Origin of the sequence: Tsukamurella ocularis, from assembly GCF_024807615.1 — a bacterium.
Classification (GTDB): domain Bacteria; phylum Actinomycetota; class Actinomycetes; order Mycobacteriales; family Mycobacteriaceae; genus Tsukamurella; species Tsukamurella ocularis.
This window is the reverse complement of record NZ_JANUCJ010000003.1, coordinates 204,417-230,339: the sequence shown is the minus strand read 5'-3', so window position 1 is coordinate 230,339 and position 25,923 is coordinate 204,417. Positions and strand designations below refer to the sequence as shown.

30 protein-coding genes, 1 tRNA gene and 1 riboswitch are annotated in these 25,923 nt (G+C 69.5%); of the genes, 24 read left to right on the top strand and 7 right to left on the bottom strand.

Translation table 11 applies throughout. The annotated features are described in order from the left end of the window. Positions 1 to 58: 58 nt before the first annotated feature. From eno to HNP44_RS12425, 5 genes are all read left to right on the top strand, one after another. Positions 59 to 1,342: a phosphopyruvate hydratase gene (eno, locus tag HNP44_RS12445; protein WP_259140696.1), complete on the top strand. Its 1,284-nt coding sequence runs from the start codon at positions 59 to 61 to the stop codon at positions 1,340 to 1,342. A gap of 39 nt (positions 1,343 to 1,381) precedes the next feature. Then, a complete protein-coding gene (locus HNP44_RS12440) occupies positions 1,382 to 1,801 on the top strand; it encodes an FtsB family cell division protein (protein WP_259140695.1) in 420 nt (139 codons plus the stop codon). After that, positions 1,801 to 2,325 (top strand): DUF501 domain-containing protein, encoded by a 525-nt coding sequence (locus HNP44_RS12435; RefSeq protein WP_224645818.1) that lies wholly within the window; start codon positions 1,801 to 1,803, stop codon positions 2,323 to 2,325. Before HNP44_RS12440 ends, HNP44_RS12435 begins: the two co-directional genes overlap by 1 nt. Next, entirely contained in the window at positions 2,322 to 3,275 is a 954-nt protein-coding gene (locus tag HNP44_RS12430; protein WP_259140693.1) for a Ppx/GppA phosphatase family protein, read from the top strand. The genes HNP44_RS12435 and HNP44_RS12430 overlap by 4 nt, the downstream gene beginning before the upstream one ends. A gap of 90 nt (positions 3,276 to 3,365) precedes the next feature. Then, positions 3,366 to 3,644: a hypothetical protein gene (locus HNP44_RS12425; protein ID WP_259140692.1), complete on the top strand. Its 279-nt coding sequence runs from the start codon at positions 3,366 to 3,368 to the stop codon at positions 3,642 to 3,644. A 46-nt stretch (positions 3,645 to 3,690) separates the two neighbouring features. Here HNP44_RS12425 and HNP44_RS12420 read toward each other — a convergent pair whose 3' ends face one another. Beyond that, complete coding sequence (locus HNP44_RS12420) at positions 3,691 to 4,005, bottom strand: DMT family transporter (RefSeq protein WP_259140691.1); 315 nt, start codon at positions 4,003 to 4,005, stop codon at positions 3,691 to 3,693. Between the two features lie 18 nt (positions 4,006 to 4,023). Next, a riboswitch (guanidine-III (ykkC-III) riboswitch) is annotated at positions 4,024 to 4,087 on the bottom strand. A gap of 71 nt (positions 4,088 to 4,158) precedes the next feature. Here HNP44_RS12420 and HNP44_RS12415 point away from each other — a divergent pair. From HNP44_RS12415 to HNP44_RS12405, 3 genes are all read left to right on the top strand, one after another. Further along, the gene (locus HNP44_RS12415; protein ID WP_259140690.1) at positions 4,159 to 4,734 is read left to right on the top strand and encodes a dihydrofolate reductase family protein; all 576 of its coding nucleotides are present in this window, start codon (positions 4,159 to 4,161) and stop codon (positions 4,732 to 4,734) included. Next, on the top strand, positions 4,734 to 5,300 hold the full coding sequence (locus HNP44_RS12410) for a dihydrofolate reductase family protein (RefSeq protein ID WP_259140689.1): 567 nt from the start codon (positions 4,734 to 4,736) through the stop codon (positions 5,298 to 5,300). Before HNP44_RS12415 ends, HNP44_RS12410 begins: the two co-directional genes overlap by 1 nt. 120 nt (positions 5,301 to 5,420) lie before the next feature. Continuing rightward, positions 5,421 to 5,717 carry a hypothetical protein gene (locus HNP44_RS12405; protein WP_259140688.1) on the top strand — a complete coding sequence of 99 codons (297 nt, stop codon included), beginning with the start codon at positions 5,421 to 5,423 and terminating at the stop codon, positions 5,715 to 5,717. A 78-nt stretch (positions 5,718 to 5,795) separates the two neighbouring features. Here HNP44_RS12405 and HNP44_RS12400 read toward each other — a convergent pair. Further along, positions 5,796 to 5,869 (bottom strand) — tRNA-Leu (locus HNP44_RS12400). A gap of 86 nt (positions 5,870 to 5,955) precedes the next feature. Between HNP44_RS12400 and HNP44_RS12395 the strand changes: the two genes are divergently transcribed. The 3 genes from HNP44_RS12395 (at position 5,956) to HNP44_RS12385 (ending at position 7,766) form a co-directional block, all read left to right on the top strand. Next, on the top strand, positions 5,956 to 6,162 hold the full coding sequence (locus HNP44_RS12395) for an RNA polymerase subunit sigma-70 (protein WP_068532770.1): 207 nt from the start codon (positions 5,956 to 5,958) through the stop codon (positions 6,160 to 6,162). Between the two features lie 18 nt (positions 6,163 to 6,180). Next, positions 6,181 to 6,720: a Clp protease N-terminal domain-containing protein gene (locus HNP44_RS12390; RefSeq protein WP_259140687.1), complete on the top strand. Its 540-nt coding sequence runs from the start codon at positions 6,181 to 6,183 to the stop codon at positions 6,718 to 6,720. 128 nt (positions 6,721 to 6,848) lie between these two features. Beyond that, positions 6,849 to 7,766, top strand: coding sequence for a Bax inhibitor-1/YccA family protein (locus tag HNP44_RS12385; protein ID WP_259141168.1), 918 nt, complete (start codon positions 6,849 to 6,851; stop codon positions 7,764 to 7,766). A gap of 61 nt (positions 7,767 to 7,827) precedes the next feature. Here the strand turns inward: HNP44_RS12385 and HNP44_RS12380 are convergent, their stop codons facing one another. Continuing rightward, positions 7,828 to 8,745, bottom strand: coding sequence for an SGNH/GDSL hydrolase family protein (locus tag HNP44_RS12380; RefSeq protein ID WP_259140685.1), 918 nt, complete (start codon positions 8,743 to 8,745; stop codon positions 7,828 to 7,830). Positions 8,746 to 8,815: 70 nt separating this feature from the next. Here HNP44_RS12380 and HNP44_RS12375 point away from each other — a divergent pair, with 70 nt between their 5' ends. Further along, a complete protein-coding gene (locus HNP44_RS12375; protein ID WP_259140683.1) occupies positions 8,816 to 10,198 on the top strand; it encodes a cystathionine beta-synthase in 1,383 nt (460 codons plus the stop codon). A 13-nt stretch (positions 10,199 to 10,211) separates the two neighbouring features. Continuing rightward, positions 10,212 to 11,384: a cystathionine gamma-synthase gene (locus HNP44_RS12370; RefSeq protein ID WP_259140682.1), complete on the top strand. Its 1,173-nt coding sequence runs from the start codon at positions 10,212 to 10,214 to the stop codon at positions 11,382 to 11,384. On the opposite strand, the gene HNP44_RS12365 is transcribed toward HNP44_RS12370, so the two are convergent. After that, positions 11,377 to 11,844, bottom strand: a complete 468-nt coding sequence (locus HNP44_RS12365; protein ID WP_259140680.1) for a hypothetical protein — start codon at positions 11,842 to 11,844, stop codon at positions 11,377 to 11,379. The two genes, HNP44_RS12370 and HNP44_RS12365, sit on opposite strands and share 8 nt — an antisense overlap. A gap of 261 nt (positions 11,845 to 12,105) precedes the next feature. Here HNP44_RS12365 and HNP44_RS12360 point away from each other — a divergent pair, with 261 nt between their 5' ends. Continuing rightward, positions 12,106 to 13,170 carry a polysaccharide deacetylase family protein gene (locus HNP44_RS12360; protein ID WP_259140678.1) on the top strand — a complete coding sequence of 355 codons (1,065 nt, stop codon included), beginning with the start codon at positions 12,106 to 12,108 and terminating at the stop codon, positions 13,168 to 13,170. 73 nt (positions 13,171 to 13,243) lie between these two features. Here HNP44_RS12360 and greA read toward each other — a convergent pair whose 3' ends face one another. From greA to HNP44_RS12345, 3 genes are all read right to left on the bottom strand, one after another. Further along, positions 13,244 to 13,738 carry a transcription elongation factor GreA gene (gene greA, locus HNP44_RS12355; protein WP_068524412.1) on the bottom strand — a complete coding sequence of 165 codons (495 nt, stop codon included), beginning with the start codon at positions 13,736 to 13,738 and terminating at the stop codon, positions 13,244 to 13,246. A 163-nt stretch (positions 13,739 to 13,901) separates the two neighbouring features. After that, positions 13,902 to 14,657, bottom strand: a complete 756-nt coding sequence (locus HNP44_RS12350) for a queuosine precursor transporter (protein WP_259140675.1) — start codon at positions 14,655 to 14,657, stop codon at positions 13,902 to 13,904. Continuing rightward, positions 14,654 to 15,082: a DUF4307 domain-containing protein gene (locus HNP44_RS12345; RefSeq protein ID WP_224645833.1), complete on the bottom strand. Its 429-nt coding sequence runs from the start codon at positions 15,080 to 15,082 to the stop codon at positions 14,654 to 14,656. The genes HNP44_RS12350 and HNP44_RS12345 overlap by 4 nt, the downstream gene beginning before the upstream one ends. Positions 15,083 to 15,143: 61 nt before the next feature. On the opposite strand from HNP44_RS12345, the gene mca reads away from it, so the two are divergent. The 10 genes from mca (at position 15,144) to HNP44_RS12295 (ending at position 25,863) form a co-directional block, all read left to right on the top strand. Next, complete coding sequence (gene mca, locus HNP44_RS12340; RefSeq protein ID WP_259140670.1) at positions 15,144 to 16,010, top strand: mycothiol conjugate amidase Mca; 867 nt, start codon at positions 15,144 to 15,146, stop codon at positions 16,008 to 16,010. Continuing rightward, entirely contained in the window at positions 16,010 to 16,336 is a 327-nt protein-coding gene (locus HNP44_RS12335; RefSeq protein ID WP_259140669.1) for a hypothetical protein, read from the top strand. Before mca ends, HNP44_RS12335 begins: the two co-directional genes overlap by 1 nt. Positions 16,337 to 16,413: 77 nt before the next feature. Next, positions 16,414 to 18,327 (top strand): ArnT family glycosyltransferase, encoded by a 1,914-nt coding sequence (locus HNP44_RS12330; protein WP_259141167.1) that lies wholly within the window; start codon positions 16,414 to 16,416, stop codon positions 18,325 to 18,327. Positions 18,328 to 18,396: 69 nt separating this feature from the next. Further along, positions 18,397 to 20,382, top strand: a complete 1,986-nt coding sequence (locus tag HNP44_RS12325) for a thioredoxin domain-containing protein (protein ID WP_259140667.1) — start codon at positions 18,397 to 18,399, stop codon at positions 20,380 to 20,382. Between the two features lie 196 nt (positions 20,383 to 20,578). Further along, positions 20,579 to 21,637, top strand: coding sequence for a 3-deoxy-7-phosphoheptulonate synthase (locus tag HNP44_RS12320; RefSeq protein WP_259140665.1), 1,059 nt, complete (start codon positions 20,579 to 20,581; stop codon positions 21,635 to 21,637). A 100-nt stretch (positions 21,638 to 21,737) separates the two neighbouring features. Then, positions 21,738 to 22,271 carry a DinB family protein gene (locus HNP44_RS12315; protein ID WP_259140663.1) on the top strand — a complete coding sequence of 178 codons (534 nt, stop codon included), beginning with the start codon at positions 21,738 to 21,740 and terminating at the stop codon, positions 22,269 to 22,271. Then, a complete protein-coding gene (locus tag HNP44_RS12310) occupies positions 22,264 to 23,019 on the top strand; it encodes an SDR family NAD(P)-dependent oxidoreductase (RefSeq protein WP_259140662.1) in 756 nt (251 codons plus the stop codon). Before HNP44_RS12315 ends, HNP44_RS12310 begins: the two co-directional genes overlap by 8 nt. A 146-nt stretch (positions 23,020 to 23,165) precedes the next feature. Continuing rightward, positions 23,166 to 24,026, top strand: a complete 861-nt coding sequence (locus HNP44_RS12305) for an ABC transporter permease (RefSeq protein ID WP_259140661.1) — start codon at positions 23,166 to 23,168, stop codon at positions 24,024 to 24,026. Beyond that, a complete protein-coding gene (locus HNP44_RS12300) occupies positions 24,023 to 25,081 on the top strand; it encodes a taurine ABC transporter substrate-binding protein (protein ID WP_259140660.1) in 1,059 nt (352 codons plus the stop codon). Before HNP44_RS12305 ends, HNP44_RS12300 begins: the two co-directional genes overlap by 4 nt. After that, positions 25,078 to 25,863, top strand: coding sequence for an ABC transporter ATP-binding protein (locus tag HNP44_RS12295; protein WP_259140659.1), 786 nt, complete (start codon positions 25,078 to 25,080; stop codon positions 25,861 to 25,863). Before HNP44_RS12300 ends, HNP44_RS12295 begins: the two co-directional genes overlap by 4 nt. Positions 25,864 to 25,923: the final 60 nt, after the last annotated feature.

Sequence of the window (25,923 nt, the reverse complement as noted above, 5' to 3'; positions counted from 1 at the left end):
GGGCACTAGGCTGGCTGCTGAGTTGCCCCCGAGCTCGGCCAGTGCATAAGGAGAGACCGTGTCCGAAATCATCCAGGTAGGCGCCCGCGAGATCCTCGACTCCCGTGGTAACCCCACGGTGGAGGTCGAGGTCGTCCTGGCCGATGGCAGCTTCGCTCGTGCGGCGGTGCCGTCGGGTGCGTCGACCGGTGAGCATGAGGCCGTGGAGTTGCGCGATGGTGGCGAGCGGTACGGCGGTAAGGGTGTCACGAAGGCTGTCGAGGGCGTGCTGGATGTCATCGCGCCGGAGGTGATCGGTATCCCCGCCGATGAGCAGCGGATCATTGATCAGACTCTGTTGGATTTGGATGGCACGCCGGATAAGAGCCGGCTCGGCGCGAATGCGCTGCTGGGTGTGTCGCTGGCCGCGTCGAAGGCCGCCGCTGAGTCGGCCGCGCTGCCGTTGTTCCGGTACTTGGGTGGGCCGAACGCGCACATTCTGCCGGTGCCGATGATGAACATCCTCAACGGCGGCGCGCATGCCGATAGTGGTGTGGATGTGCAGGAGTTCATGGTCGCGCCGATCGGCGCGGAGACCTTCAAGGAGTCGCTGCGTTGGGGCACCGAGGTGTATCACTCGCTGAAGTCGGTGCTCAAGAGCCGGGGGCTGAACACCGGCCTGGGCGATGAGGGTGGTTTCGCGCCGTCGGTCGCCGGCACCCGGGAGGCGTTGGAGCTGATCTCGGAGGCGATCGGTAAGACCGGGCTGAAGCTGGGTTCGGATGTGGCGCTCGCGCTGGATGTGGCGGCGACGGAGTTCTACACGCCGGAGGGCTACAAGTTCGAGGGCAAGACGCTGACCGCCGCCGAGATGGGTGAGTTCTACGCGACGCTGATCGGTGAGTTCCCGTTGGTGTCGATTGAGGATCCGCTGTCGGAGGACGACTGGGAGGGCTGGGTCGACCTGACGGATGCGATCGGCGACAGGATTCAGCTCGTCGGCGACGACCTGTTCGTCACCAACCCCGAGCGGCTCGAGGACGGCATCGCCCGCGGTGCGGCGAATGCTCTGTTGGTGAAGGTTAACCAGATCGGCACGCTGACGGAGACTCTGGATGCGGTGGCGTTGGCGCACAACAACGGTTACAAGTCGATGATGAGCCACCGTTCCGGTGAGACGGAGGACACCACGATCGCCGACCTGGCGGTGGCGGTGGGGTCGGGTCAGATCAAGACCGGTGCCCCGGCCCGCTCCGAGCGGGTGGCGAAGTACAACCAGCTGCTGCGTATCGAGGAGGAGCTGGGCGACGCCGCGCGGTACGCGGGCGACACCGCCTTCCCCCGCTTCGAGTTCACCAGCTAGTCGCCGTAGCACACCGAGAGTCGAAGGAGCACAGCCGAAGTGAGCAGCAGGTCCCGCCTCGTGCGCAGCCCGTCGGGCGGCGATGCCCGTGCGGACGGACGGAGCGCGGGGCGGACCGTCGTGCTGTTCCTCGTGCTGTGCGTCCTCGCCCTCACCCTCGCGGTGCCCGTCCGGACGTACATGTCCGAGCAGGCGCGCGAGGAGAAGGTGGCGGCCGAGCACGCTCAGCTGATCGCCGACATCGCGCGGCTCGAGGAGCAGAAGCGCCTGCAGGACGATCCGGAGTACGTCAAGGCGCAGGCTCGGATCCGGCTGCAGTACGTGATGCCCGGCGAGACGCCCTACCGCGTGCAGGTGCCCGGCGCGCCCAAGCCGACCCCCGAGCAGGTGGAGGCCGAGCAGGCGAAACAGAACCCCTGGTACACCAATGTCTGGCGCACGATCGCGGTGCCGCACTGATGAGTGACGCAGTAGCTCAGGAGGATCTGGACCGGGTCGCCGCGCAGTTGGGCCGGGAGCCCCGCGGCGTGCTCGCCATCGCTTACCGCACCCCGGACGGCGAGCCCGCGGTGGTCAAGACCGCACCGCGGCTGCCCGACGGTACGCCCTTCCCGACGCTCTACTACCTCACGGACCCGCGGCTCACCGCCGAGGCCAGCCGGCAGGAGAGCGCGGGCGTCATGCGCGAGATGGAGGCGCTGCTCGCCTCCGACGAGGCCATCGCCGAGAACTACCGCGCGGCGCACCGGCACTACCTCGAATCCCGCAACGCCCTGGAGGATCTGGGCACCGACTTCACCGGCGGCGGCATGCCGGACCGGGTGAAGTGCCTGCACGTGCTCATCGCCTACGCGCTCGCCGAGGGCCCCGGGGTCGTCCGGCTGGGCGACGAGGCCGTCGCGCTCGCGGCGGCAGCGGGCCTGCGGGGGAGCGCGATCCCGGCCGACTGGCCGGAGCCCCGGTTCCCCTGGGGTGGTGAGTGAATCCCCTGATCGTCGCGGCGATCGACTGCGGTACCAACAGCATCCGCCTGTACGTCGCGCGAGCCTCGGATGAGGGACTCGTGGAGCTCCACCGCGACATGCGGATCGTCCGGCTCGGCCAGGGCGTGGACGCCACGGGCGAGTTCGCCGCCGAGGCGCTCGAGCGCGTCCGGGTGGCGCTCGACGACTACATCGCCACGGCACTGGAACTGGGCGCGACCCGGGTGCGCATGGTCGCCACCTCCGCCGCGCGCGACGTCTCCAACCGCGACGCCTTCCTCGACCTCACTGCCGCCGCGCTGGGCCGGATCGCGCCCGGTGCGCGCGCCGAGGTGATCGCCGGCACCGAAGAGGCCGAGCTCTCCTACCTCGGCGCCACCGCCGGGCTGTCGGCCGACGACCCTGCCCTTGTGGTCGACCTCGGGGGCGGCTCGACAGAGCTCGTCGTCGGCTCCGGAGGCACCGTCGCGCACGCCTATTCGGCCGACATCGGATGCGTGAGGATCACCGAGCGTGCCCTGCCATCCGACCCGCCGAGCCCGGCCGAGGTGGCGGAGGCCACCTTCCACATCGACGTCGCCCTCGATGAGGCGACCGCCGTCGTGCCGCTGGGCGGCGTCCGTACGTGGATCGGCGTGGCCGGGACCTTCACGACGCTGGCCGCGCTGGCACACGGCCTCACCGACTACGACCCTGCACTGATCCACGGCTCGCGGGTGCCGCTCGGCGATCTCGTCGTGCTGTGCCGCCGGCTGGTCGGGATGACCTCGGCGGAACGCCTGGCGCTGGGCCCGATGCACCCCGGTCGCGCGGACGTGATCGGTGGCGGCGCACTGGTCGCGATGCGGCTGGCCGAGCGGTTGGCCGCCGTCGGCGTGACCGAGCTCACCGTGTCCGAGCACGACATCCTCGACGGCGTCGCCATGGGGCTCGCCGAACCCGGGAATTAACGCATTGTTGACGAATTCACAGCCTTTCGGCAGTGCATGAAGCAGTTTGGCAGCCTAACGTCTTCTCCAGACGGCGAAAGGAAGTCGATGATGACGAAGGCAACCGAATGCGTGATCGTGGTGCTGGACGGCACCGAACCGACGGCACGACTGGTCGCTGAGCTCTCCGCGGCGGGGAACCGGGTGACCGCGGTGGGCACCAACTTCCGCGACGTGGTCTCGGTGCTCTCGGGTGACGTCTACGCGCTCGTGGCGGATCTCGCCGATCCGGAGCAGTGGGCGACGGCCGTCGAGCGCGCCGAGGCGCGCCACGGCACCGTCGACACCGTGCTCGACCCGGCCGGCCGGCTGGTGGCCCGCGCCGCCTGATGTTCGAGGCGGGCGGGGCATGCGGCCCGACGGCCCACGCTGCAATCTAGTGGGCCAGCTTGAGCCCGACGACACCGCCGACGATCGCGATGATGCAAACGACCTTCACGAGAGACGCAGTCTCCTCGCCAGTGGTCATCGCGTAGACCACGGTGAGTGTGGCGCCGATGCCTACCCAGACCGCGTAGGCGGTGCCGGTGGGCAGGTCGCGCATGGCATAGGCGAGGCCGGCCATGCTGGCGACGAGCGCGATACCGAAGACGATCGACGGGGTGAGTTTGGAGAAGCCCTCTGACTTGCCGAGCGCGGTGGCCCAGATTGCCTCGAGAACACCGGAAATGACCAGAACGATCCATGCCATGATGCGAACCTCCTCGGGTTCGCACCGTCTTTTCGCTCGCCGGGTACGGTGCGCCTCGTCCGGATGTCCTTTGCGACGCCACCAAGGCTACTCGACAGCGTTCGATGGTCAAGTGCCGGTGACGAATCTGACCCGCGCACTAGGGTGAGCGGCATGACGCGCGAACTGGTGTACACGGGATTCATCTCGCTCGACGGGGTGGCGGACTCGCCCGGCGGGACCGTCGAAGGCCATCGGAGCGGCGGCTGGGTCGCGCGGCACGAGTTCCTCCCCGAGGTCTTCTCGCTCAAGGGTGAGGAATTGGGGGAGACATCGGCGCTGCTCTTCGGGCGTCGCAGCTACGAGGCCTTCGGATCGGTGTGGCCGCAGTCCGAGGACCACGCCGCCTACCGCGATCTGCCGAAGTACGTCGCCTCCACCACGATCGGCGAGGGCGACCTCGTCGACGGCTGGGGCGGCACCACGATCCTGCGGTCGGCGGAGGACGTCGCCGCGCTCAAGCGGGCCGACGGCGGCGCGATCTTCATCCACGGCAGTCCCGAACTCGCGCGCAACCTCGCCGACGCCGGCCTCATCGACCGGTACAACCTGCTGGTCTTCCCGTACCTGCTCGGCGCGGGCAAGAGCATCTTCGGTCGCGAGGACCGCGACGCCACTGCGTTGCGGATGCGGGAATCGCAGGCGTATCCGAACGGCGTGCTCAAGGTGATCTACGACGTGATCCGCTGATGCGGGCCGTCACCTACTCGCTGAGCACGTCGGCCGACGGGTACATCGTGGGGCCCGACGGGGCCTTCGACTGGTCGCAGCCCGACGAGGAGGTGTTCCGGTTCGCCACCGACGAGGTGCGCGGGCTGGACGTACACCTGATGGGGCGGAAGCTCTACGAGACGATGCTCTATTGGGACACCGCGGAGGAGACCCAGCCTCTGGACCCCGACGAGCGCGTCTTCGCAGCGCTGTGGAAGGACCTGCCCAAGGTGGTCTTCTCCACCACGCTCACCGAGGTGCAGGGTGCCAACACCCGACTCGCCGAGGGTGACCTGTCCGAGGAGGTCGCGCGGCTGCGCGCCGAACCCGGCGTGGGGAACATCGGCGTCGGCGGCGCGGGACTCGCGGCCGAGGCAGCGCGACTGGGACTCATCGACGAGTACCGGGTGCGCGTCTATCCCGTGCTCGTCGGTGGCGGCATCCCGTATTTCCCGCAGCGGGGAGCCACCACGACGCTGGAGCGGGTGGGCGGCCGATCCTTCGCCTGCGGTGTCGATTTCGTGCACTACCGCGTGCTGCGCTGACGGGAAGGGTCCGATACCTCCCCGGACGTTCGAGTTCTTACATGTACGGTTGCAAATATTGTTGTGCCTGCCGACGATACGAACGGTTCAACACGGAGCCGGCAATGGAAGCAGGAAATCATGACGAAGTACCTCGTCCTCTATCGCGCCGATCAGTCGGCGGCGGAGCAGATGGCACAGGCGTCGCCCGAGGAGCAGCAGGCCGGAATGGCCGCCTGGATGGAGTGGTTCGGCACGGCGGGGGAGGCGATCGTTGACGGCGGCTCGCCCGTGACGGGAGGCGACGGCACCGTCGGCGGCTATTCGGTGCTGCAGGCCGAGACCCGAGAGGCGCTCGACGGACTCCTCGTCGGCCACCCGCACCTTCAGGTCGGCACGATCGACGTCCTCGAATTCCTGCCGATGCCCGGAATGTAATCCGGTTGTGACGCGGCCTCGTCGTCCCGTGAGGGCGGCGGGGCCGTTGTCGTGCGGCAGCGATCGGAGGGTGCGCTGTGCCCCCAGTCGGACTCGAACCGACACTCGGCGGATTTTAAGTCCGCTGCCTCTGCCAATTGGGCTATAGGGGCGCGAGGGCAAGCCTAGCGCGGCGGCATGCCGGCAATCCTGTCAATGTGTGTTGACAACCCAGCTGTGTCAACGTAGATTGACAGGCGTGAGCTCACCACCCACCCTCGTCGGATCTGCGGCGTCGGAGGACCCCGCGGAGGGGCTCCGCGCCGTCGTCGCACTGCGGAAGCTGGCCGACCAACTCGAGGCCGTCCAGGTGTCCAACGCCAGGAGCCTCGGCTGGTCCTGGCAGGACATCGCGGAACACCTCGCGGTCAGCCGCCAGGCGGTGCACAAGAAGTACGGCAAGTAAGCCGGGAACAGGACTGCTGTGTTCGAACGGTTCACCAAGAGCGCCCGCGTCGCGGTCGTGCTCGCCCAAGAGGAGGCGCGCGAGAACGGCGCCGACAAGATCACTCCCACCCACCTGCTGCTCGGCGTGCTCGGCACCGTCGACGGTCCGCTGCAGCACGAGCTGGCGGGCGTGGGGCTCACGCCCGACGCGGTGCGCGCCTCCGCCGCCGGCCGCGTGCTCACCGATCGAGACGCCGAGGCGCTGCGCGGTATCGGCATCGACATGGGTGCCGTCGCCGACGCGATCGAGAAGCGCTTCGGCTTCGACATCCTGCGGCCCATCCGCAAGAAGTTCCGGGCCGGTCACATCCCCTTCGACCCCGCGTCGAAGAAGGCGCTGCAACTCGCGGTGCGGGAGGCCGCGCACCGCAAGGATCGGAGCATCGAGAGCGCCCACATGCTGCTCGGAGTGTTGCGCAGTGACGATGGCGACTCGGTGGCCGCGGTGGAATCCGTCGTGCCCCGTGAGGAGCTCCGGCGGCGGTTGTACGACCTGCTCGACCGGCCGGCTGCGTAGGGTGCCTGCGCATCGGCCGCGACACGGTTAAGCTGTTCGTAAAGAGCGTCGTCGAAACCGGGAACGCAACCGCCGACTCGAGCGTTGAACAGTACGTACAGGTGCACGACCAGGGAAAGGACCCCACGGTGCGCGAAAGCAGCAACCCGATCTTCCGCGGGCTGACCAAGGAGACCCGCCAGCAGGCGCCCGCCGGCTACCAGCAGGGCTACCCGCAGCAGGGCCACGGTCAGCAGCAGGGATACCCGCAGGGCATGAACCTGGGGATGGGTGCCGCCGGCGCCGCCCAGGGCATGCAGTTCCAGCAGTATCAGCAGCCGCCGGCCCCGTACCAGCAGGGCACGGGCTCCGGCACCATGACGATCGACGACGTGGTCACCAAGACTGCGGCCACGCTCGGCGTGCTCATCGCCTTCGCCGTCGCGGCGTACGCGCTCGTCGCGGGCGGCATCGTCTCCCCGATGCCGCTGCTCCTCATCGGCGGCATCGGTGGCTTCGTGCTGGTGATGATTGCCAGCTTCGGCCGCAAGAGCGACAACCCGGCCATCGTGCTGTCGTACGCGGCCCTCGAGGGGCTGTTCGTCGGCTCCATCTCGTTCGTCTTCGCGAACTACATGGTCAGCGGCGTCAGCGCCGGTGCCCTCATCGGCCAGGCCGTGCTCGCCTCCATCGGCGTCTTCATCGGCATGCTCGTGGTCTACAAGACCGGCGCGATCCGCGTGACCCCGCGCTTCACCCGCATGCTCTTCGCAGCCATGATCGGCGTGCTGGTCCTCGCCCTCGGCAACATGGTGATCGCCCTCGTGACCGGTGGCGACTCGAACCCGCTGCGCGGCGGCGGCACCATCGCGATCATCTTCTCGCTGGTGTGCATCGCGATCGCGGCGTTCAGCTTCCTGCTGGACTTCGACCAGGCGGATCAGCTGATCCGTGCCGGCGCACCCTCGAAGGCGGCGTGGGGCGTGGCCCTGGGCCTGACCGTCACGCTGGTCTGGCTGTACGTCGAGATCCTGCGCCTGCTGAGCTACTTCTACAGCAGCGACTAGTCTCCACAGTCCGAACGCCCCGCAGTCCCGGCTGCGGGGCGTTCGGCGTTTCCGGGCTCAGTCAGTCACGGCGCAGTGCGCGGCCCAGGCGCGCCGTCAGGCGGTTCGCGTCCGCCGCCTCGGAGACCTCCGGCGGCGACGGGAGCGGTCCGTGCCACTCGCCGAGCACAGCGAGCACCTCGGGGAGCAGCAGCCGCGCCGCCAGCTCGTAACCCGCGGCCGAGGGGTGGAAGTTGTCCGGCGAGAACATACGTTCCGGCGCCTCCAGGAACTCCGGCGTCAGGGTGTCGGCGAAGGGCACGGGATGCCCGCCCGCGGCGAGCACATGCGCCCGCTGCCGCGCCGCCAGCTGCAGCCCGTAGCGCCGGATCACCGACCGCAGGGGTTGCGGGATGGACTGCACCACCCCGATGTCCGGGCAGGTACCGACCACGACTTCGGCGCCCGCACCCCGCAACTGAGCGACTGCCGCGCCGAGGCGCCGCGCCGACGGCTCGATCGCGTTGAGCGCCGTCACGTCGTTCGCCCCGACGATGATCACCGCCACGTCCGGGATCTGCTTCGCGATGAAGGCCGCCTCGATCTGCGCAGCCAGCCCCTTCGACGTCGCGCCCACGATCGCCTTCACCGCGAGCCGCACCGTCCGGCCCGTCTCCGCCACGAGGCCGCGCGCGAGGAGCACGCCGGGCGTGTGCTCGGCATCGTCGACCCCGAGCCCGGCAGCGGTGGAGTCGCCGAAGACCATGAGGCTCACGTCGGCGGGATGATGCGGCCCGGGCCGCTCGACGACGGCGGTGCCAGGGGCGTAGACACCGTCCTTCGACGGTGCCTTGTCGGTGCGATGGGGGATGACGGTGCGCGCCGTGCGCGCCTGTTTGGTGAGCAGCGCGTAGGCGCCCCAGGTGGCTCCGGCGCCGCTGACGGCGGCGGCCGAGGTGTACAGCGCGTCACGGGTGAGCCGACTCCGGGAGTACCCCATGCCGCCAATCTACCGACCGAGGCGGGCACCGGGCGCACGCCCCGCGGGGCGTGAATGGGACCATGGAGGCATGCGTATCGCAGGACACGTCAGTGAGTTGATCGGCGACACCCCCCTGGTTCGATTGAACTCCGTGGTGAAGCCCGGATCGGGCCTGGTCGCGGCCAAGATCGAGTACCTCAACCCCGGCGGGTCCAGCAAGGACCGGATCGCGGTGAAGATGATCGACGCCGCGGAGGAGTCGGGCGAACTCAAGCCCGGCGGCACCATCGTCGAGCCGACGTCCGGCAACACCGGCGTGGGACTGGCGATCGTCGCGCAGCAGCGCGGTTACAAGTGCGTCTTCGTCTGCCCGGACAAGGTCAGCGAGGACAAGCGCAACGTCCTCAAGGCCTACGGCGCCGAAGTCGTCGTCTGCCCGACCGCCGTCGCGCCGGAGCATCCGGACTCGTACTACAACGTCTCCGACCGTCTCACCCGTGAGATCCCCGGCGCCTGGAAGCCGAACCAGTACTCGAACCCCAACGGCCCGGCCTCGCACTACGAGACCACCGGCCCCGAGATCTGGCGCGACACCGAGGGCAAGATCACCCACTTCGTGGCGGGCGTCGGCACGGGCGGCACGATCACCGGTACTGGCCGTTACCTCAAGGAGATCTCCGGCGGCACTGTGAAGGTCGTCGGCGCCGATCCCGAGGGCTCCGTCTACTCCGGCGGCACCGGCCGCCCGTACCTCGTCGAGGGCGTGGGCGAGGACTTCTGGCCCACCGCCTACGACCCCGACATCCCGGACGAGATCATCGCCGTCTCCGACGCCGACTCCTTCGAGATGACCCGCCGCCTCGCCCGCGAGGAGGGCCTGCTCGTCGGCGGCTCGTGCGGCATGGCGGTCGTCGCTGCGCTGCGTGTCGCCGAGCGCGACCCCGACGCCGTCGTCGTCGTGCTGCTGCCCGACGGTGGCCGCGGCTACCTGTCGAAGATCTTCAACGACAAGTGGATGTCGAGCTACGGCTTCCTGCGCGCCCCGCTCGACCCCAACGAGCAGGAGTCCCTCGTCGGCGACATCCTGCGCGGCAAGAAGGGCGAGCTTCCCGACCTGGTGCACACGCACCCGTCGGAGACCATCCGCGACGCCATCGAAATCCTCGCCGAGTACAACGTCTCGCAGATGCCGGTCGTCGGCGCCGAGCCCCCCATCATGGCGGGCGAGGTGGCGGGCGCCGTCACCGAGCGCGAGCTGCTCTCGGCCGTCTTCGAGGGCCGCGCGAACCTCGCCGACCCGGTGAGCAAGCACATGGGCCCGGCGTTCCCCCTGATCGGTGCGGGCGAGCCCATCTCGGCCGCCAACACCGCGCTGCGGGAGTCCGACGCCCTCATGGTGATCGACGACGGCAAGCCCGTCGGCGTGATCACCCGGCACGACGTGCTGAACTTCCTCTCCCACGGCAAGTAGAAGGGCCAGCGACATGAGTGAGCAGAAGAGCGCCATCGACAAGCATGCGGCGCAGGGCTTCTCGACCCGCGCGATCCACGCCGGCTACGAGCCCGACCCGCTGACGGGCGCCGTCAACGTGCCGATCTACGCCAGCTCCACGTTTGCGCAGGACGGCGTCGGCGGCATGCGCGGCGGCTTCGAGTACGCCCGCACCGGCAACCCGACCCGGCGTGCGTACGAGGCCAACCTCGCCGCGATCGAGGAGGGCACTTTCGGCCGCGGCTTCGCCTCCGGCATGGCCGCCACCGACTGCCTGCTGCGTGCCACCCTGCGCCCGGGCGATCACCTGATCATCCCCGACGACGCCTACGGCGGGACCTTCCGTCTCATCGACAAGGTCTTCTCGCAGTGGGGGATCGAGCACACCCCGGCGCCGATCACCGACGTCGACGCGGTGCGCGCTGCGATCCGCCCCAACACCAAGCTGGTGTGGATCGAGACTCCGACCAACCCGCTGCTCAACATCGGCGACATCGAGGCCCTCGCCGAGGTGGCGCACGCCGGGAACGCGAAGCTGGTGGTGGACAACACCTTCGCCAGCCCGTACCTGCAGACACCGCTGGCCCTCGGCGCCGACGTGGTGCTCCATTCGGTCACCAAGTACCTCGGCGGGCACAGTGACACCGTCGGCGGCGCGCTCGTGACCAACGACGAGCAGCTCGACACCGACTTCGCCTTCCTGCAGAACGGCGCGGGCGCGGTGCCCGGCCCGTTCGACGTCTACCTCGCGCTGCGCGGCATCAAGACGCTCGGCGTCCGGATGGACCGGCACTGCGACAACGCGGAGAAGATCGTCGAGTTCCTCTCCGGCCGTCCCGAGGTGTCGACGGTGCTGTATCCGGGCCTGGAGAGCCACCCGAACCACGCCGTCGCGACGAAGCAGATGAAGCGCTTCGGCGGCATGATCTCCGTTCGCCTCGCCGGCGGCCGCGAAGCGGCGCAGCGCTTCTGCGCGCGGACCGAGATCTTCACGCTCGCCGAGTCGCTGGGCGGCATCGAGTCGCTCATCGAGCACCCCGCCGCGATGACCCACGCCTCCACCGCCGGCTCACAGCTCGAGGTCCCCGAGGACCTGGTGCGCCTGTCCGTCGGCATCGAGGACATCGGCGACCTCGTCGCCGATCTGGAGAACGCGTTCAGCTGACCCCGCAGTACCGCCACAATCCGGACTCGTAGCGGAACTGCACCAGCGTCTTCGCCCGGACGGGGTCCTCGTCGGGGTCCGTCGGGGCGCCCTGGGGGTAGTAGTGCACGCCGATCGTGGCGGCGTCGCCGTCGACGGTGACGTCGCCGGTGGATCGGGGGCCGGGCGGGAACCAACGGGTGCTCCCGGCGCCGTTCTTCAGGCGGGTGCACCACATGCCCGACACGTCGCGCGACGCGTCGACGTCGTCGGCGTAGCTGCTGAACCGCGTTCGCACCGTGCGCTCGTCGTGGGCGTCGACGGGCACAGGGTCGGACAGCGCGTGCACGAACAGCACGCCCAGTCCGAGGAGTAGTCCGGCGCCCAGCGTGAGGATGACCAGCACGATCGCCGTCACGGTCAGGATGATGAAGGCGGCAGGGTGGCGCCGGTGCCACGGCTCGAAGTAGTTCGGATGCACGGCACGATGGTCCGTCGCCGTCCTTGTCGGCTCCTTGTCCGCGCCTTAGGCAGGCGTGGCCGCATCTTTCGAGGCGTTCTGCGATGTTCGAGGCGCGATCCGTCGCAGAACGCTTCGAAAGATGTCCGTTCCGCGACCGCACAGGTGGCCGCCCGGAGTAACGACTCGGTCACCATCTGAACCTTCGACTTCCCCTTCAGGGTTCGTGGGACTAAAGTGGCTATTGTTGTAAAACGTGACACAAGTGGCTGGAGTGAGTTCTTGAGGCCGAAGCAGAGCCGGAAGGTCCGCAACTACGCGGTCGCGGGGAGTGCCCTCGTGATCGCGGCTGCCGTCGCGGTCGGGTGCGGTGTGACCGGCGGCGATACGAGCCGATTGGGTTCGAGCCTCACCTTCGACCCGCTGCCGTCGGCCCCGTCGGGCGCCTCCGCGAAACCCAGCGCCGGGATCAACCCCGGGGCTCTACCGCCCGGGCAGACCACCGTGCCCCCGTCGCCGCAGGCTCCGGCCACGATGACCGTCGTGGTGCCGCCACCGAACGCGCCCGCGAAGCCCCAGCCCACCGTCGGCGGGCCGACCGCCCCCGCGGTCCCGCCTGCGCCCGCCGCGGCCGGCGGCGACGCAGCGAATCGGGGCGAGGGCGGACCGTCGGGCCAGGGCGGCGGCACGTCGACCCCCGCGCCCGCCCCGCAGGCGGCCGCAAAGCCCGTGACCAAGCCCGTGTACCTGCCGGACGGCAGCGTCGACTGCGCGAAGAGCAAGTGCGTCGCGCTGACCTTCTCCGGCGGCCCCGGCCCCGCGACCAGGCAGTTCCTGCAGATCCTCGACAATCACGGCGCTAAGGGCACGTTCTTCGTGACCGGCGCGCAGGTGGGCCTCAACCCCGACATCATGACCGCGATCGCCGGCACCGGGAACGAGGTCGCCAACGGCACGTGGACTCAGCCGGACATGACGACGCTGTCCGAGACCGACAGCACCGCGCAGTTGCAGCAGACCAACGACGCGATCCGCAGCTCCGTGGGCAGCGTTCCCACGCTGTTCCGGCCGATGGGCGGGCACACGTCGACGTCGGTGGTCGAGACCGGCAAGCGGTTGGGGCTGACGCAGGTCCTCTGGGACCTGGATTCGATGGACTACAACTACCAGGGTGATCCCGACGGCTTGACGCAGGTGCTGCTGAAGGTGAAGCCAGGGCAGATCGTGATGCTGCACGACACCTTCGTCTCGTCGGCGGCGGCGATGGACCGCATGATGACGCAACTCGGCGACCAGGGCTTCGCCTTCGTCACCGTCAGCCAGCTCCAGAGCAGCCGCGCCGGATAGCAGCGGCCCCCCGATACGCGAAAGCGGGCCCGTCCCCATTGGGGCGGGCCCGCTTTCGACGGTGCTGGGGAGCTCAGGAGTGGTAGGGCTCCGCGCTGACCAGGGTGACCTTGACGACCGCGCCGCTGGGGATCGTGTATTCGCGGGTCTCGCCGACCTTCGCGTCGATCAGGGCCGCGCCGAGCGGGGAGTTGGGGGAGTAGATCTCCAGCTCACCGTCGCCCCCGCCCTCCTCGCGCGTTGCGATGAGGAAGGTCTCGGTGTCCTTCTCGTCGCCGTCGTAGTAGACCTTCACGACCGAGCCGGGGAGCGCTACTCCGGACTGCGTCGGGGCCTCGCCGACCTTCGCGTTGTTGAGGAGTTCCTGCAGCTGGCGGATACGCGCCTCCTGCTGGCCCTGCTCGTCGCGCGCGGCGTGGTAGCCGCCGTTCTCCTTGAGATCGCCCTCTTCGCGACGCTCATTGATCTCGGCGGCGATGACGGGGCGGTTGGCGATCAAGGCGTCCAACTCGTGCTTGAGGCGCTCGTGGGACTCGGGGGTCAACCACGTCACCTGAGTGTCCGTCATTTCTTCGTCCTTCTTCGTAGTCGGCGGCCCGCTGCGGAATCACATTCCACAGCCGGCCGGCCCCGAAACGGAACCCGGGGCCCGTAAATGCAGCAATACACGGCTCCATCCGGAACCGTGTATCCGCTGATTCTAGCATGGGAAACGGAAGCGGGTATTCGGATCAGGCGGCCTGCAGAGCCTGCTGGTAGGTGGGCTCCCGGCGCTTGAGGAAGCCGCACAGCGCGTAGCTCAGCGGCATGATGAGGATCTCGACCAGCGTCTTCCACACGAATCCCAGGATCAGGTAGTTGAGGAACTGGCCCGGGGAGGTGAAGCCGAGCGCGGGCGCGGCGATGGAACAGAAGACGAGGGTGTCGAAGAACTCGCCGACGACGGTGGAGCCGAGCAGGCGCGACCACAGGTGCTTCTCGCCCGTCCAGGCCTTCATCCGCACCAGGACCCAGGAGTTCATGAATTCGCCCACCAGGTAGCCCGCGAGACCGGCGATCAGGAACCGTGGGACCACGCCCGCGACGGTCTTGAAGGCCTCGTCGTTGGGCCAACCAGGGGCGGGCGGCAGGAGCGTGGTGACCCAGAAGCAGAGTGCCGCGAGCGCGAGGATCGCGAAGCCCGTGACGATCACGCGCCGCATGGCGCGGAAGCCGTAGACCTCGGAGATCACGTCACCGAGGACGTAGGCGAGGGGGAAGAGGTAGAAGGCGCCGTCGGTGGCGATGCCGTCTATCTGCAGGCCGAGGATCTCGACGTGCAGCGACGGCGCGAACAGCACGGCCTTGGTGCCCGTGATGTTGCTGATGATCATGACGCCGACGAACAGGCCGACGAGCATGGGGAAGTAGTAACTGCTGACTGTGGCGAAGGCCGGACCGCGGTTGCGGGCCGGCCGCCCAGACTCGGGAGTGGTTTCAGTGCTCACGCACGGTCAAGATACGCGGGCACGTTCGTTCCGCAACCGAAGACGTCGCCGACGGCGGGCGGTTCGGTGGTGCGCACCTCGCTGCTGACCACCACGACGGGGTCCGGCGACGGCGCGACGTAGAACTCGCGGCGGCCGATCTCGTCGCCCGCCTTGTTCTTGGCGTAGACGATGCAGCTGACCGCCTGCTGCGGGTCGGTACGAGTCACGGTGACCTGCACATCCACCGCCGAATCGGACAGTACCTCGTAGCCCGCGGTCTCGCCGGTGACGGGCTGCCGCGAGAACTTCTGGTAGCCCATCCACGCGAGGCCCACGCCGAGGATCACGACCACCACCAGCCCGATGAGTCCGATGCGACGGGTGCGCGCGGGATCGCGCTCGTCGGGATAGCGATCGGAGGGGCGGACGGGGGCGGTCGACATGCATCCATCGAAGCACACCCGGCGCGGCGTGCCCGCGCCCGATCGTGGAACACTGGGGGTCATGACCGGATACCGCCTCCTTGCCGTTCACGCGCACCCGGACGACGAGTCGAGCAAGGGCGCCGCCACCATGGCGCGGTACGCGGCCGAGGGGAACGACGTGCTGGTCGCGACGTTCACGGGCGGCGAACGGGGCGACATCCTCAACCCCGCGATGGACGTCGCGGGCGTCAAGGACCGCCTGCCCGAGGTGCGCCGCGAGGAGATGGCCAAGGCCGCCACCATCCTGGGCGTCGAGCATCGCTGGCTCGGGTTCGTCGACTCGGGGCTGCCCGAGGGCGACCCGCTGCCGCCGCTCCCCGACGGCTGTTTCGCGCTGGAGCCGGTGGAGGTGCCGACGGAGACGCTGGTGCGCCTGATCCGCGAGTTCCGCCCGCACGTGATGATCACGTACGACGAGAACGGCGGCTACCCGCATCCGGACCACATCATGACCCACACCGTCTCGATGGCGGCCTACGAGGCAGCGGCCGATCCCGCGCAGTTCCCCGACGCCGGCGAGCCCTGGCAGATCTCGAAGATCTACTACAGCCACGGCTTCCTGCGCGGCAAGTTCCAGGCCTTCGCCGACGAGTTCGAGAAGAACGGCCTCGAGAACCCCTACACCGAGTGGCTCGCCCGGTGGAAGGACGAGAAGAACGACATGATGGCCCGCGTGACCACGCAGGTCGAGTGCGGCGAGTACTTCCCCGTGCGCGACGACGCGCTGCGCGCGCACGCCACCCAGATCGACCCCAACGGCCCCTTCTTCGCGGTGCCGATGGAGTGGCAGCAGCGCCTGTGGCCGACCGAGGAGTACGAGTTGGCGAAGACCACTGTGAGCAGCAGGATGCCCGAGAAGGACCTGTTCAGCGGGATCGAGAAGTGATGGGACCGCTACTGCAGCTCGCCACCGACGTCGCGATCCTGGCCCAGGACCCGCAGAAGCCCAAGGGGCCGGAGTTCGGCAAGTCGGGCCCGCTAGGCCTGGCCGTGATCGTTGCACTGCTGGCGGTGACCTTCCTGCTCATCCGCTCGATGAACAAGCACGTCAAGAACCTCCCCGAGTCCTTCGACGACGAGGCGCCCGGCGAGGGCGACGAGGCCGGCGGCACCGACCACGCGGGGATCGAGGCCGACGGGGCCTCGCTCACCAAGGGAGACGGCGGACCGTCGGGCGGATCCGACGGTGCCCGGGGCGACGCGCCCCGGTAGGAGCCCTCACAGCGACCTCCCAGGCTCAGGGCCGGGGGCACGCAGTTCCGTCCGCGAGGGTGGCTTCCGTGAAGTACATGACTCCGCGGCGCTGTGCCGTGACCGCTCTGCTCGCCGCCACGGCGCTGCTGTACTGCTGGAACCTCTCGATCAGCGGCTACGGCAACGACTTCTACGCCGCCGCGGCGCAGGCCGGCGGGCTGAGCTGGAAGGCCTGGCTGTTCGGCTCGCTCGACCCGGGCAACGTGATCACCGTCGACAAGCCGCCCGCGGCGCTGTGGGTGACCGGCCTGTTCGTCCGCGTCTTCGGGCTCTCGTCATGGTCGATCTTGCTGCCGCAGGCCCTGATGGGCGTGGGCACCGTCGGGCTGGTGTACCTGACGACGCGGCGGCTTCTCGGTTCGTTGGAGGATCGGGTCGCGACCGGCGGCGCGCTCCTGGCCGGCGCCGTGTGCGCCCTGACCCCGGCGGCGGTCCTCATCTTCCGGTTCAACAACCCCGACGCCCTGCTGGTGCTCCTCATGACCGCAGCCGCCTACTGCACCGTGCGGGCGTGCCAGGCAGCGTCGTGGCGGTGGCTCGTGGCGTGCGGCGCGCTGCTCGGCTTCGCCTTCCTCACCAAGATGCTGCAGGGCCTGTTGGTGCTGCCCGGCTTCGGGCTCGCGTACCTGCTGTTCGCGCCGACCTCGTGGCTGCGACGGTCGCGGGACCTGGCGCTGGGTGTCGTCGCCGTGGTCGTCTCGGCCGGCTGGTACGTGCTGCTGACGGTGCTGTGGCCCGCGTCGTCGCGGCCGTACATCGGCGGCTCGAAGGACGGCACCTTCATGGATCTGGTGCTCGGCTACAACGGGCTGGCGCGGATCGTCGGGAACAGCGGCGGCTCCGGTTCCGGTGGCTTCGGCGGCGGTGGGCCGGGCGGAAACGGCGCCACGGGCACGTCCTTCGGCGGCACGCCCAGCCTCGCGCGACTGTTCAGCAACGAGTTCGGCAACGAGATCTCGTGGCTGCTGCCGGCGGCGCTGCTCGTGCTGGTGATCGGGCTTGTGCTGGTGGCGCGGCGTCGCCTGGATCGTGATCTCGCGCTGGGGCTCACCGTCTTCGGCACCTGGCTGGTGGTGACGGGCGTGGTCTTCTCGTACATGAGCGGCACCGTGCACCCGTACTACACCGTGGCTCTGGTTCCGGCGATCGCGGTGCTCGTGGGCGGGGGTGCGGCCGTCGCGTGGAGCCGCAGGTCGACGGTGTCGGGCACGCTCGCCGTGGTCGCTCTGGTAGTGGCCGCCGGCGGCTGGGGCATTGTTCGCGCCTGGCGGGCCGGATACGCCTGGCCGGCGTTGGGGATCGTCGTCGGCGTCCTGGTGGTGGCGGCGATCGGCGCACTGGTCGTGACCCGACAGCGGGTCGTGCGTGCGGCGGCGGCCGCGTTGGTGCTCGCGCTGCTCGCCGGTGGTGTTGCGACGGCGGCGTTCTCGTTCTCGACAGCGGGTACCGCGCACAGCGGCGGCGTGCCGACCGCAGTCAAGACCGCGAAGTCCGGCGACATGTTCGGCGGGCCGGGTGGCGGGCGCGAGGGGAGGGCACCGTCGGGCGGCGGGACGCAGATCGAGCTGCCGGCGGGAGTCGAACTGCCCGACGGTGCGCGCGACGGGGGCGCCCGGCCCGGCGGCGAAGCATCGAATGCCGAGCTGGTCGCGCTGCTCAAGGGCACCACGACGCAGTGGGCGGCCGCGGTCAGCGGTGCGCAGAGCCAGGGCTCGCTGCAGCTGAACTCCGGTCGGCCGGTGATCGCGATCGGCGGGTTCAGCGGCTCCGACCCTGCGCCCACGCTCGCGCAGTTCCAGCAGTGGGTGAAGGACGGGAAGATCTCCTACTACGTTGCCTCCGGCGGCTTCCGCCCCGGCGGCGGGAAGTCCGAGATCCAGAGCTGGGTGGAGAAGAACTTCACCGCGACGAAGGTCGGGAGCGCGACGGTCTACACATTGGTGACGTAGTGAGGGCTCACGCATAGTCGCCGCTCGTCGACCACGCGCCGGGTCGGCGGTCTGAGGCAGGATGGGGACATGAACCGTCTCGGCGCATCCACCAGCCCGTACCTGCGCCAGCACGCGGACAACCCGGTGCACTGGCAGGAGTGGAGCGAGGCCGCGCTGGCGGAGGCCGCCGAGCGCGACGTGCCGATCCTGCTGTCGATCGGTTACGCCGCGTGCCATTGGTGCCACGTCATGGCGCACGAGTCCTTCGAGAACGAGGCCATCGCGGCGCAGATGAATGCCGACTTCGTCTGCATCAAGGTCGACCGCGAGGAGCGCCCCGATCTCGACGCGATCTACATGAACGCCACCGTCGCCATGACCGGCCAGGGCGGTTGGCCCATGACCTGCTTCCTCACCCCGTCCGGTGAGCCCTTCTACTGCGGGACCTACTACCCGCCGGAGCCGCGGAACGGTCAGGCCAGCTTCCCTCAGCTCCTCGAGGCCATCACCGACACCTGGCGCGACTGGCGCGACGAGGTCGGCCGCGTCTCTGGGCAGGTTGCCGCGCACCTGCGGCAGGCCTCCGCCGGCCTGCCCGACGGTGCCGCGCCCTCCGCCGATGACCTGAACGGGGCGGTCCGCGTCATCTGCGCCGACGAGGACCCGTCGGGCGGTTTCGGTCGCGCGCCGAAGTTCCCTCCGTCGGCCACCGTCGAGGCCCTGCTGCGGCACCATGAGCGCACCGGGGACCCCGCCTCCTACGGCGTCGCCGTGCGCTGCGCCGAGGCGATGGCCCGCGGCGGCATCTACGACCAGCTCGCCGGCGGCTTCGCCCGCTACGCCGTGGACGCCGACTGGGTGGTTCCGCACTTCGAGAAGATGCTGTACGACAACGCCCTTCTGCTCCGGTTCTACGCCCACCTGGGGCGCCGCACCGGCTCGCCACTGGCGCTGCGGGTGGCCGACGAGACCGCCGACTTCCTGATCCGCGACCTCGGCGTCGACGGCGGCGGGCTCGCTTCCTCGCTCGACGCGGACACCGTCGTCGACGGGCGCGGCGTGGAGGGCGCCACGTACGTGTGGACGCCGGCCCAGCTCGTCGAGGTGCTCGGAGAGGCCGACGGGGCCTGGGCCGCCGAGGTTTTCGCTGTCACACCGGGCGGCACCTTCGAGCACGGCACGTCCACACTGCAACTGCATGGCGAGCCCGATGCGGTGCGCCTCGCCGACGTGCGTCGCCGGCTGTACGACGTGCGTGCGCAGCGCCCGCAGCCCGGCCGCGATGACAAGGTGGTCACCGTCTGGAACGGCCTCGCGGTCACCGCTCTCGCGGAGGCCGGCCGGGTCGGCGAAGCCGGGGCGGTCGCGCGGTACCTGCTCGGAACCCATTGGGATGGTGCGCGACTGCGCCGCAGCTCGCTCGGGGGCGTGGTAGGCGAGGCCGACGGCATGCTGGAGGATTACGCCGCGCTCGTCACAGGCTTGCTTGCGCTGGCGCAGCACGCGGGCGGCTCAGGGACGGACGAGTCCGACTGGGCCGCAGCGGCGGCCGCGATCCTCGACGCTGCGATCGTGCGTTTCCTCGACCCTGCGGCGGATGGGAGCTGGTACGACGCACCGTCGGACGGCGAGGCGCTCCTGACCCGCCCGCGGGATTCCGCGGATGGCGCCACCCCCGCCGGCGCCAGCCTCATCGCCGAGGCCCTGACCTACGCCGAGGCCTTGCTCGGGGAGCGCTACGCCCCGCTTGCTGCGGCCACCCGGGCGCGCTCGGGCGAACTCATCCGCCGGGTGCCCCGCGGGGCGGGGCACCACCTCGCCGTCGCCGAACAGGCCGCGGCGGGACTGCAGATCGCGATCGCCGACGGGACGGGAGCCGCCGCGCTGGTGGCGGAGGCGCGCCGTCTCGCCCCCGGCGGCGCGGTAGTCATTGCTGGAGCTAAGGATTCGCATCCGCTGTTGGAGGGGCGCGGCCCCGTCGATGGCCGCGCCGCCGCGTATGTCTGCCGCGGGTCGGTGTGCTCCCTACCGGTCACCGACGGTGAGACGCTCGCCACAGAATTGGCGCGCTAAGGATGTGCTAACGTCTGTCTCGTGGGTATGAACGCGTATTGGCGCTTTACCGAGGCTCCGGGTGGAGTCGGCGGTGATGCGCGCATGCGCGGATAATCCCGACCGTACGAACCCGGAGCCGAAGGCAGCGAGATCACTCGCTGCCTTTTTCTATGGCACCGGAAGGGATCTGGTGCCGCCACCAGGAAGGTTTCTCATGACCATCGAACTCGATACACCGGCGTCGACATCGAACCGTCGGGTCTCGGCGTTCCACGCGATCCCCTCGCCCGCGCAGTTGCGTGACGAGCTGCCGCTCGCGCCCCGTCTGGCCGCGCAGGTCGAGGCCGACCGCGCCGCGGTCGCCGATGTCATCGCGGGCCGCGACCAGCGGCTCCTCGTGGTCGTGGGCCCCTGCTCCGTGCACGACCCCGAGGCCGCGCTCGACTACGCCCGTCGGCTCAAGCCGATCGCGGACGAGCTGGCCGACGAGTTGCTCGTCGTGATGCGCGTGTACTTCGAGAAGCCGCGCACCACCGTCGGGTGGAAGGGCCTCATCAACGACCCCGGTATGGACGAGAGCTACGACGTGCCCCGCGGCCTGCGTGTCGCCCGGCAGCTGCTGCTCGACATCCTGGAGATCGGCCTGCCCGTGGGCTGCGAGTTCCTGGAGCCGACCAGCCCGCAGTACATCGCCGACACCGTCGCCTGGGGCGCGATCGGCGCCCGCACCACGGAGTCGCAGGTGCACCGCCAGCTCGCCTCCGGCCTGTCGATGCCGATCGGCTTCAAGAACGCGACCGACGGCAACGTCTCCGTCGCGATCGACGGGGTGCAGGCCGCCGCGGCCCGGCACGTCTTCTTCGGCACCGACGACGACGGCGCCGCAGCCGTGGTCGAGACCGTCGGCAACGACAACTGCCACGTCATTCTGCGCGGCGGCCGCGGTGGGCCGAACTTCGACACCGCCTCGGTGTCGGCGGCCGTGGACAAGCTGGTCACGGCAGGCCTGGCGGACTCGCTCATGGTCGACTGCTCGCACGCCAACTCGGGCAAGGACCACGTCCGCCAGGCCGAGGTCGCGCGCGAGATCGCGGCCCGCCTGGCCGCGGGGGAGAAGGGGATCTCCGGCGTGATGCTCGAGTCCTTCCTCGTCGCCGGCGCGCAGCAGCCCGGCCCCGGCCCGCTGGTCTACGGACAGTCCGTCACGGACAAGTGCATGGACTTCGGCACCTCGGACTCGGTGCTGCACGACCTGGCGGCCGCGCTGCGCTGAGGTGTGTTCTGAAAATCGGGTTCTGCGGCCGTCGGCGGCAGGATCGTGGTGTGGCCCGCCGAAATCCTGGAGTTTCGAAACGGGGAGTAGGTTGATCGCCGTGGCGATCACACCGGACACAAAAGACTGGACGTGGGTCATCGAGCGGGCGTGTCCGGCCTGCGGATTCGACCCGTCGACGGTCCGTCGCGAGGACGTCGCCGACCGCATCGCGCGGTCGGCGATCGGCTGGGATGCCGCGTTGGCGCGGCCCGATGCGCGCGTCAGGCCCGACGAGCGGACCTGGTCGGTGCTCGAGTACGGCTGCCACCTGCGCGACGTGCACCTCATCATGCGGGAGCGGCTGAACCTGATGCTCACCCGCGACGGCGCGACCTTCGCGAATTGGGATCAGGACGTGACCGCGGTCGAGGACGAGTACGACGCGCAGGACCCGAGCACTGTCGCCGACGAGCTCGCGGACGCGGCGGCCGCTTTCGCACAGGCGTACGCCACTGTCGGCGATGATGACTGGGCGCGGACGGGCCTGCGCTCCAACGGCTCCGCGTTCACGATCGACTCCTTCGCCGTCTACGCCCTGCACGACCTGGAACATCACCGCATCGACGTGGGAATGGAGAACACGTATGGCTGAAATCGCCGTCGTCACCGGAGCGAGCAGCGGGATCGGGGCCGCTACCGCGCGGCACCTGGTGCGCGCGGGGTTCGACGTGGTGATCGGAGCTCGCCGCGTGGAGCGGTTGGAGGACCTCAAGCGGCAGCTCGAGGCCGAGTATCCCGAGCGGATCGTCACCGCATTGCCGCTTGACGTCTCCGACGTGGCCTCGGTGCAGGCCTTCACCGACGCGATCGAGAAGGTCGACGTGCTGGTCAACAACGCCGGCGGCGCACTCGGCGTCGATCGGATCGAGACCGCCGACGAGGCCGACTGGTCCCGCATGTACGACATCAACGTGCTGTCGATCCTGCGGGTCACCCAGTCGCTGCTGCCCAAGTTGCGGGCATCGCCGGCCGCGAGCGTCGTGACCATCGGGTCCGTCGCCGCGCTGGAGGCCTACGAGACCGGTGCCGGCTACAACGCCGCCAAGCACGGCGCTCGTGCGGTGACCCGCGTGCTGCGCCTGGAGCTGAAGGGTGAGCCGATCCGCGTCATCGAGATCGATCCCGGCCTCGTGGAGACCGAATTCTCCGTGGTCCGTCTCGGCGGGGATCAGGCCGCGGCCGACAAGATCTATCAAGGCGTAGACAACCTGACCGCCGACGACATCGCCGACGCCGTGACGTGGACCGTCACCCGCCCGCCGCATGTCAACATCGACTCGATCCAGATCATGCCCCGAGACCAGGTTGCCGCTCGGAACGTGCACCGGAGGAACGTCTGAGCCACCCTTATGCCGCGCGACGGGTGGCCGCTCGCTCCGTGCACCGACACACCTAACGATCACCGCGATTCGAACGGTTCCGATGCGAACCGCCGCCTGACAGAGTTTCCTGTTCGTGTGCCCACTGGGGCGCCGGAGAGGAATTCATGGCCGGGGAGCCCCCGCTACTGAGGGTCAAGAACGCCGTCATCGAACCGCTTCCGCTGGCGGTCAGGTCGTGGCTCGTGCGCATCGTCGCGCTGCTCGTCTTCCTCGCCGCCTGGTGGCTGGTGAGCGGGCTGCGGCTGATCGACGAGACCTTCCTGCCCACGCCGAAGGCCGTGTGGGACGCCGCGGTGCGCGCCAGCACCTGGCACCAGGTGGCGCCTGGCGTGCCGCGCGAGGTCCTCGGTGAGCAGAACTACTTCCTCTGGGAGCACCTGGTGGCCAGCCTGCAGCGGATCTTCGCCGGTGTCGGCGCGGCGATCATCATCGGCCCGCTGCTCGGCTTCGCCATGGGCACGTCGAAGACGATCAACACGATCATCGAGCCCTACCTGAACTTCCTGCGCGCGCTGCCGCCGCTGGGTTACATCGGCCTGCTCATCGTGTGGTTCGGCATCGGCGACACCAGCAAGATCTGGCTGCTCTTCCTCGCGGCCTTCCCGGCCATCGCCATCTCCACCGTCAACGGCGTGCAGGGCGTGAGCATCGACCAGATCAACGCGGCCCGCGCGCTCGGCGCGAACCGCCTGCAGACCATCCGCGGCGTCATCGTCCCGGCCACGCTGCCCGAGGTCATCAACGGCATCCGCATCGCCGTCGGCTTCGCATGGACCACCGTCGTCGCGGCCGAGCTCAACAACGGCATCCCCGGCATCGGCGGCCTCGCCTACCTCGCCGGCCAGCAGCTCAACACCCCTCTGACCATCGCCTGCATCATCGTCATCGGTGTCACCGCGCTGTTGCTGGACTCGCTCATCAAGTGGATCGGTCTGCTGGCCGTCCCGTGGAAGGGGAAGGCATGAACCGCCTGAAGCGTCTTGCGCGCACGGCGCTCGTGATCGGCACCGTCGGCCTCACCCTGACCGGCTGCCTCGTCGAATCCGGCCGCGCCGAACAGTCCCGCTCCATCGGCGGGACGACGGCGTGCCCGGTCGACCCGGACCCGACGGTGACGGGCACCGTCCGGATCGGCTGGCAGGAGATCCCGAACGGCGACCTCGTCGTCAAGGACACCGGCCTGCTCACGACCTGTCTGCCCAACGTGAACGTCGTGTGGAGCAAGTTCGCCTCCGGCGGCGATGTGATCCAGGCCTTCGGTGCCAACAGCCTCGACGTGGGCCTGCTCGGCAGCGCGCCCGCCGCGAAGGCGCTCAGCGCGCCGCTGAACATCGACGTGAAGGTCATCTGGATCCAGGACCGGATCGGGGCCGCGGAGTCGCTCGTCGCCCGCGGGGACGGCATCAAGACGGTCGCCGATCTCAAGGGCAAGCGCATCGCGGTGCCCTTCGCGTCCACCGCCCACTACAGCCTGCTGACCGCGCTGGCCAAGGCCGGCGTCAGCGACGCGCAGGTGATCAACCTCGCGCCGGACGCCATCCGCGGCGCGTGGGGTGGTGGGCAGATCGACGCGGCCTACATCTGGGAGCCCACGCTGAGCCAGCTCAAGGGCACCGTGCTCACGACGAGCGCCGAGGTCGCCGAACAGGGCGCGCCGACCTACGACCTCGAGGGCGCGCGCGGCGACTTCGTGAAGAACAACCCGGCCTTCCTCAAGGCCTGGACCGCCGCGCAGAGCTGGGCGGCGAACCTGCTGAACACCGACCCGAACAAGGCCGCCGAGCACATCGCCGGCCAGCTCGGCGTGCCGCTGGACCAGGTCCTCACGCAGATCAAGGGCTACGCCTACTTCGACGCGAAGACCCAGGGCGGCCCCGACCACCTCGGCGGGCAGCTCGGCGCCGACATCCGCCGGACCGCCGAATTCCTGCTCCAGCAGGGCCAGGTCCAGGGCGTCGCGCCGGCGCAGCACTACACCGACGGCGTCTACGCCGCAGCCGCACAGGGGGTTACCAAGTGACCGGGACCGAACGCGTCGAGTTGACGGGGGTCGGCAAGACCTACGACACCGCGAGCGGCCAGACCATCGCGCTGCAGCCGACGGATCTCACGATCGAGCCGGGCGAGTTCGTCTCCATCGTCGGCCCGTCGGGCTGCGGCAAGACGACCCTCCTGCGGCTCGTCGCCGGCTTCGAGGACCCCACCGAGGGCGTCGTCGAGGTCGGCGGCGCGCGGGTGAGCGCACCGTCGGCCGACCGGGGCGTGGTCTTCCAGGCCCCCACCCTGTACCCCTGGCTGACGGTGCGCGGCAATGTGGAGTTCGGGCCCAAGGTGAGCGGCGTGGGCAAGACCGAGCGGCGCGAGCAGGCGCAGAAGCTGCTGGATCTCGTGGGCCTCGGCGACTTCGGCGACAAGCGACCCTACGAGCTGTCCGGTGGCATGCAGCAGCGCGCGCAGATCGCCCGCGTGCTGGTCAACGATCCCGCGATCGTGCTCATGGACGAGCCCTACGGCGCGCTCGACGCGCTGACCCGCGAGCGGCTGCAGGTGGACCTGCTGAAGATCTGGCGGGAGGCGGGCAAGACCATCGTCTTCATCACCCACTCGGTGGAGGAGGCGGTGTTCCTGAGCACCCGGGTGCTGGTGATGAGCGCCCGCCCCGGTCGCGTGGTGATCGACCGCAAGGTCGAGCTGCCGGGCGACGGACCGGACACCGTGCGCGATCCGTCCGTCACCGCGACCGCGGAGTTCCAGGCCCTGCGCACCGAGCTGGCGGCGGCGATCTACGCGGCGCACGACTGACGCCGACCGCGCACGAATGAGGCTGGGTCTCAGGTTCCGGTTGTAGGGTTGCAGCGTGGT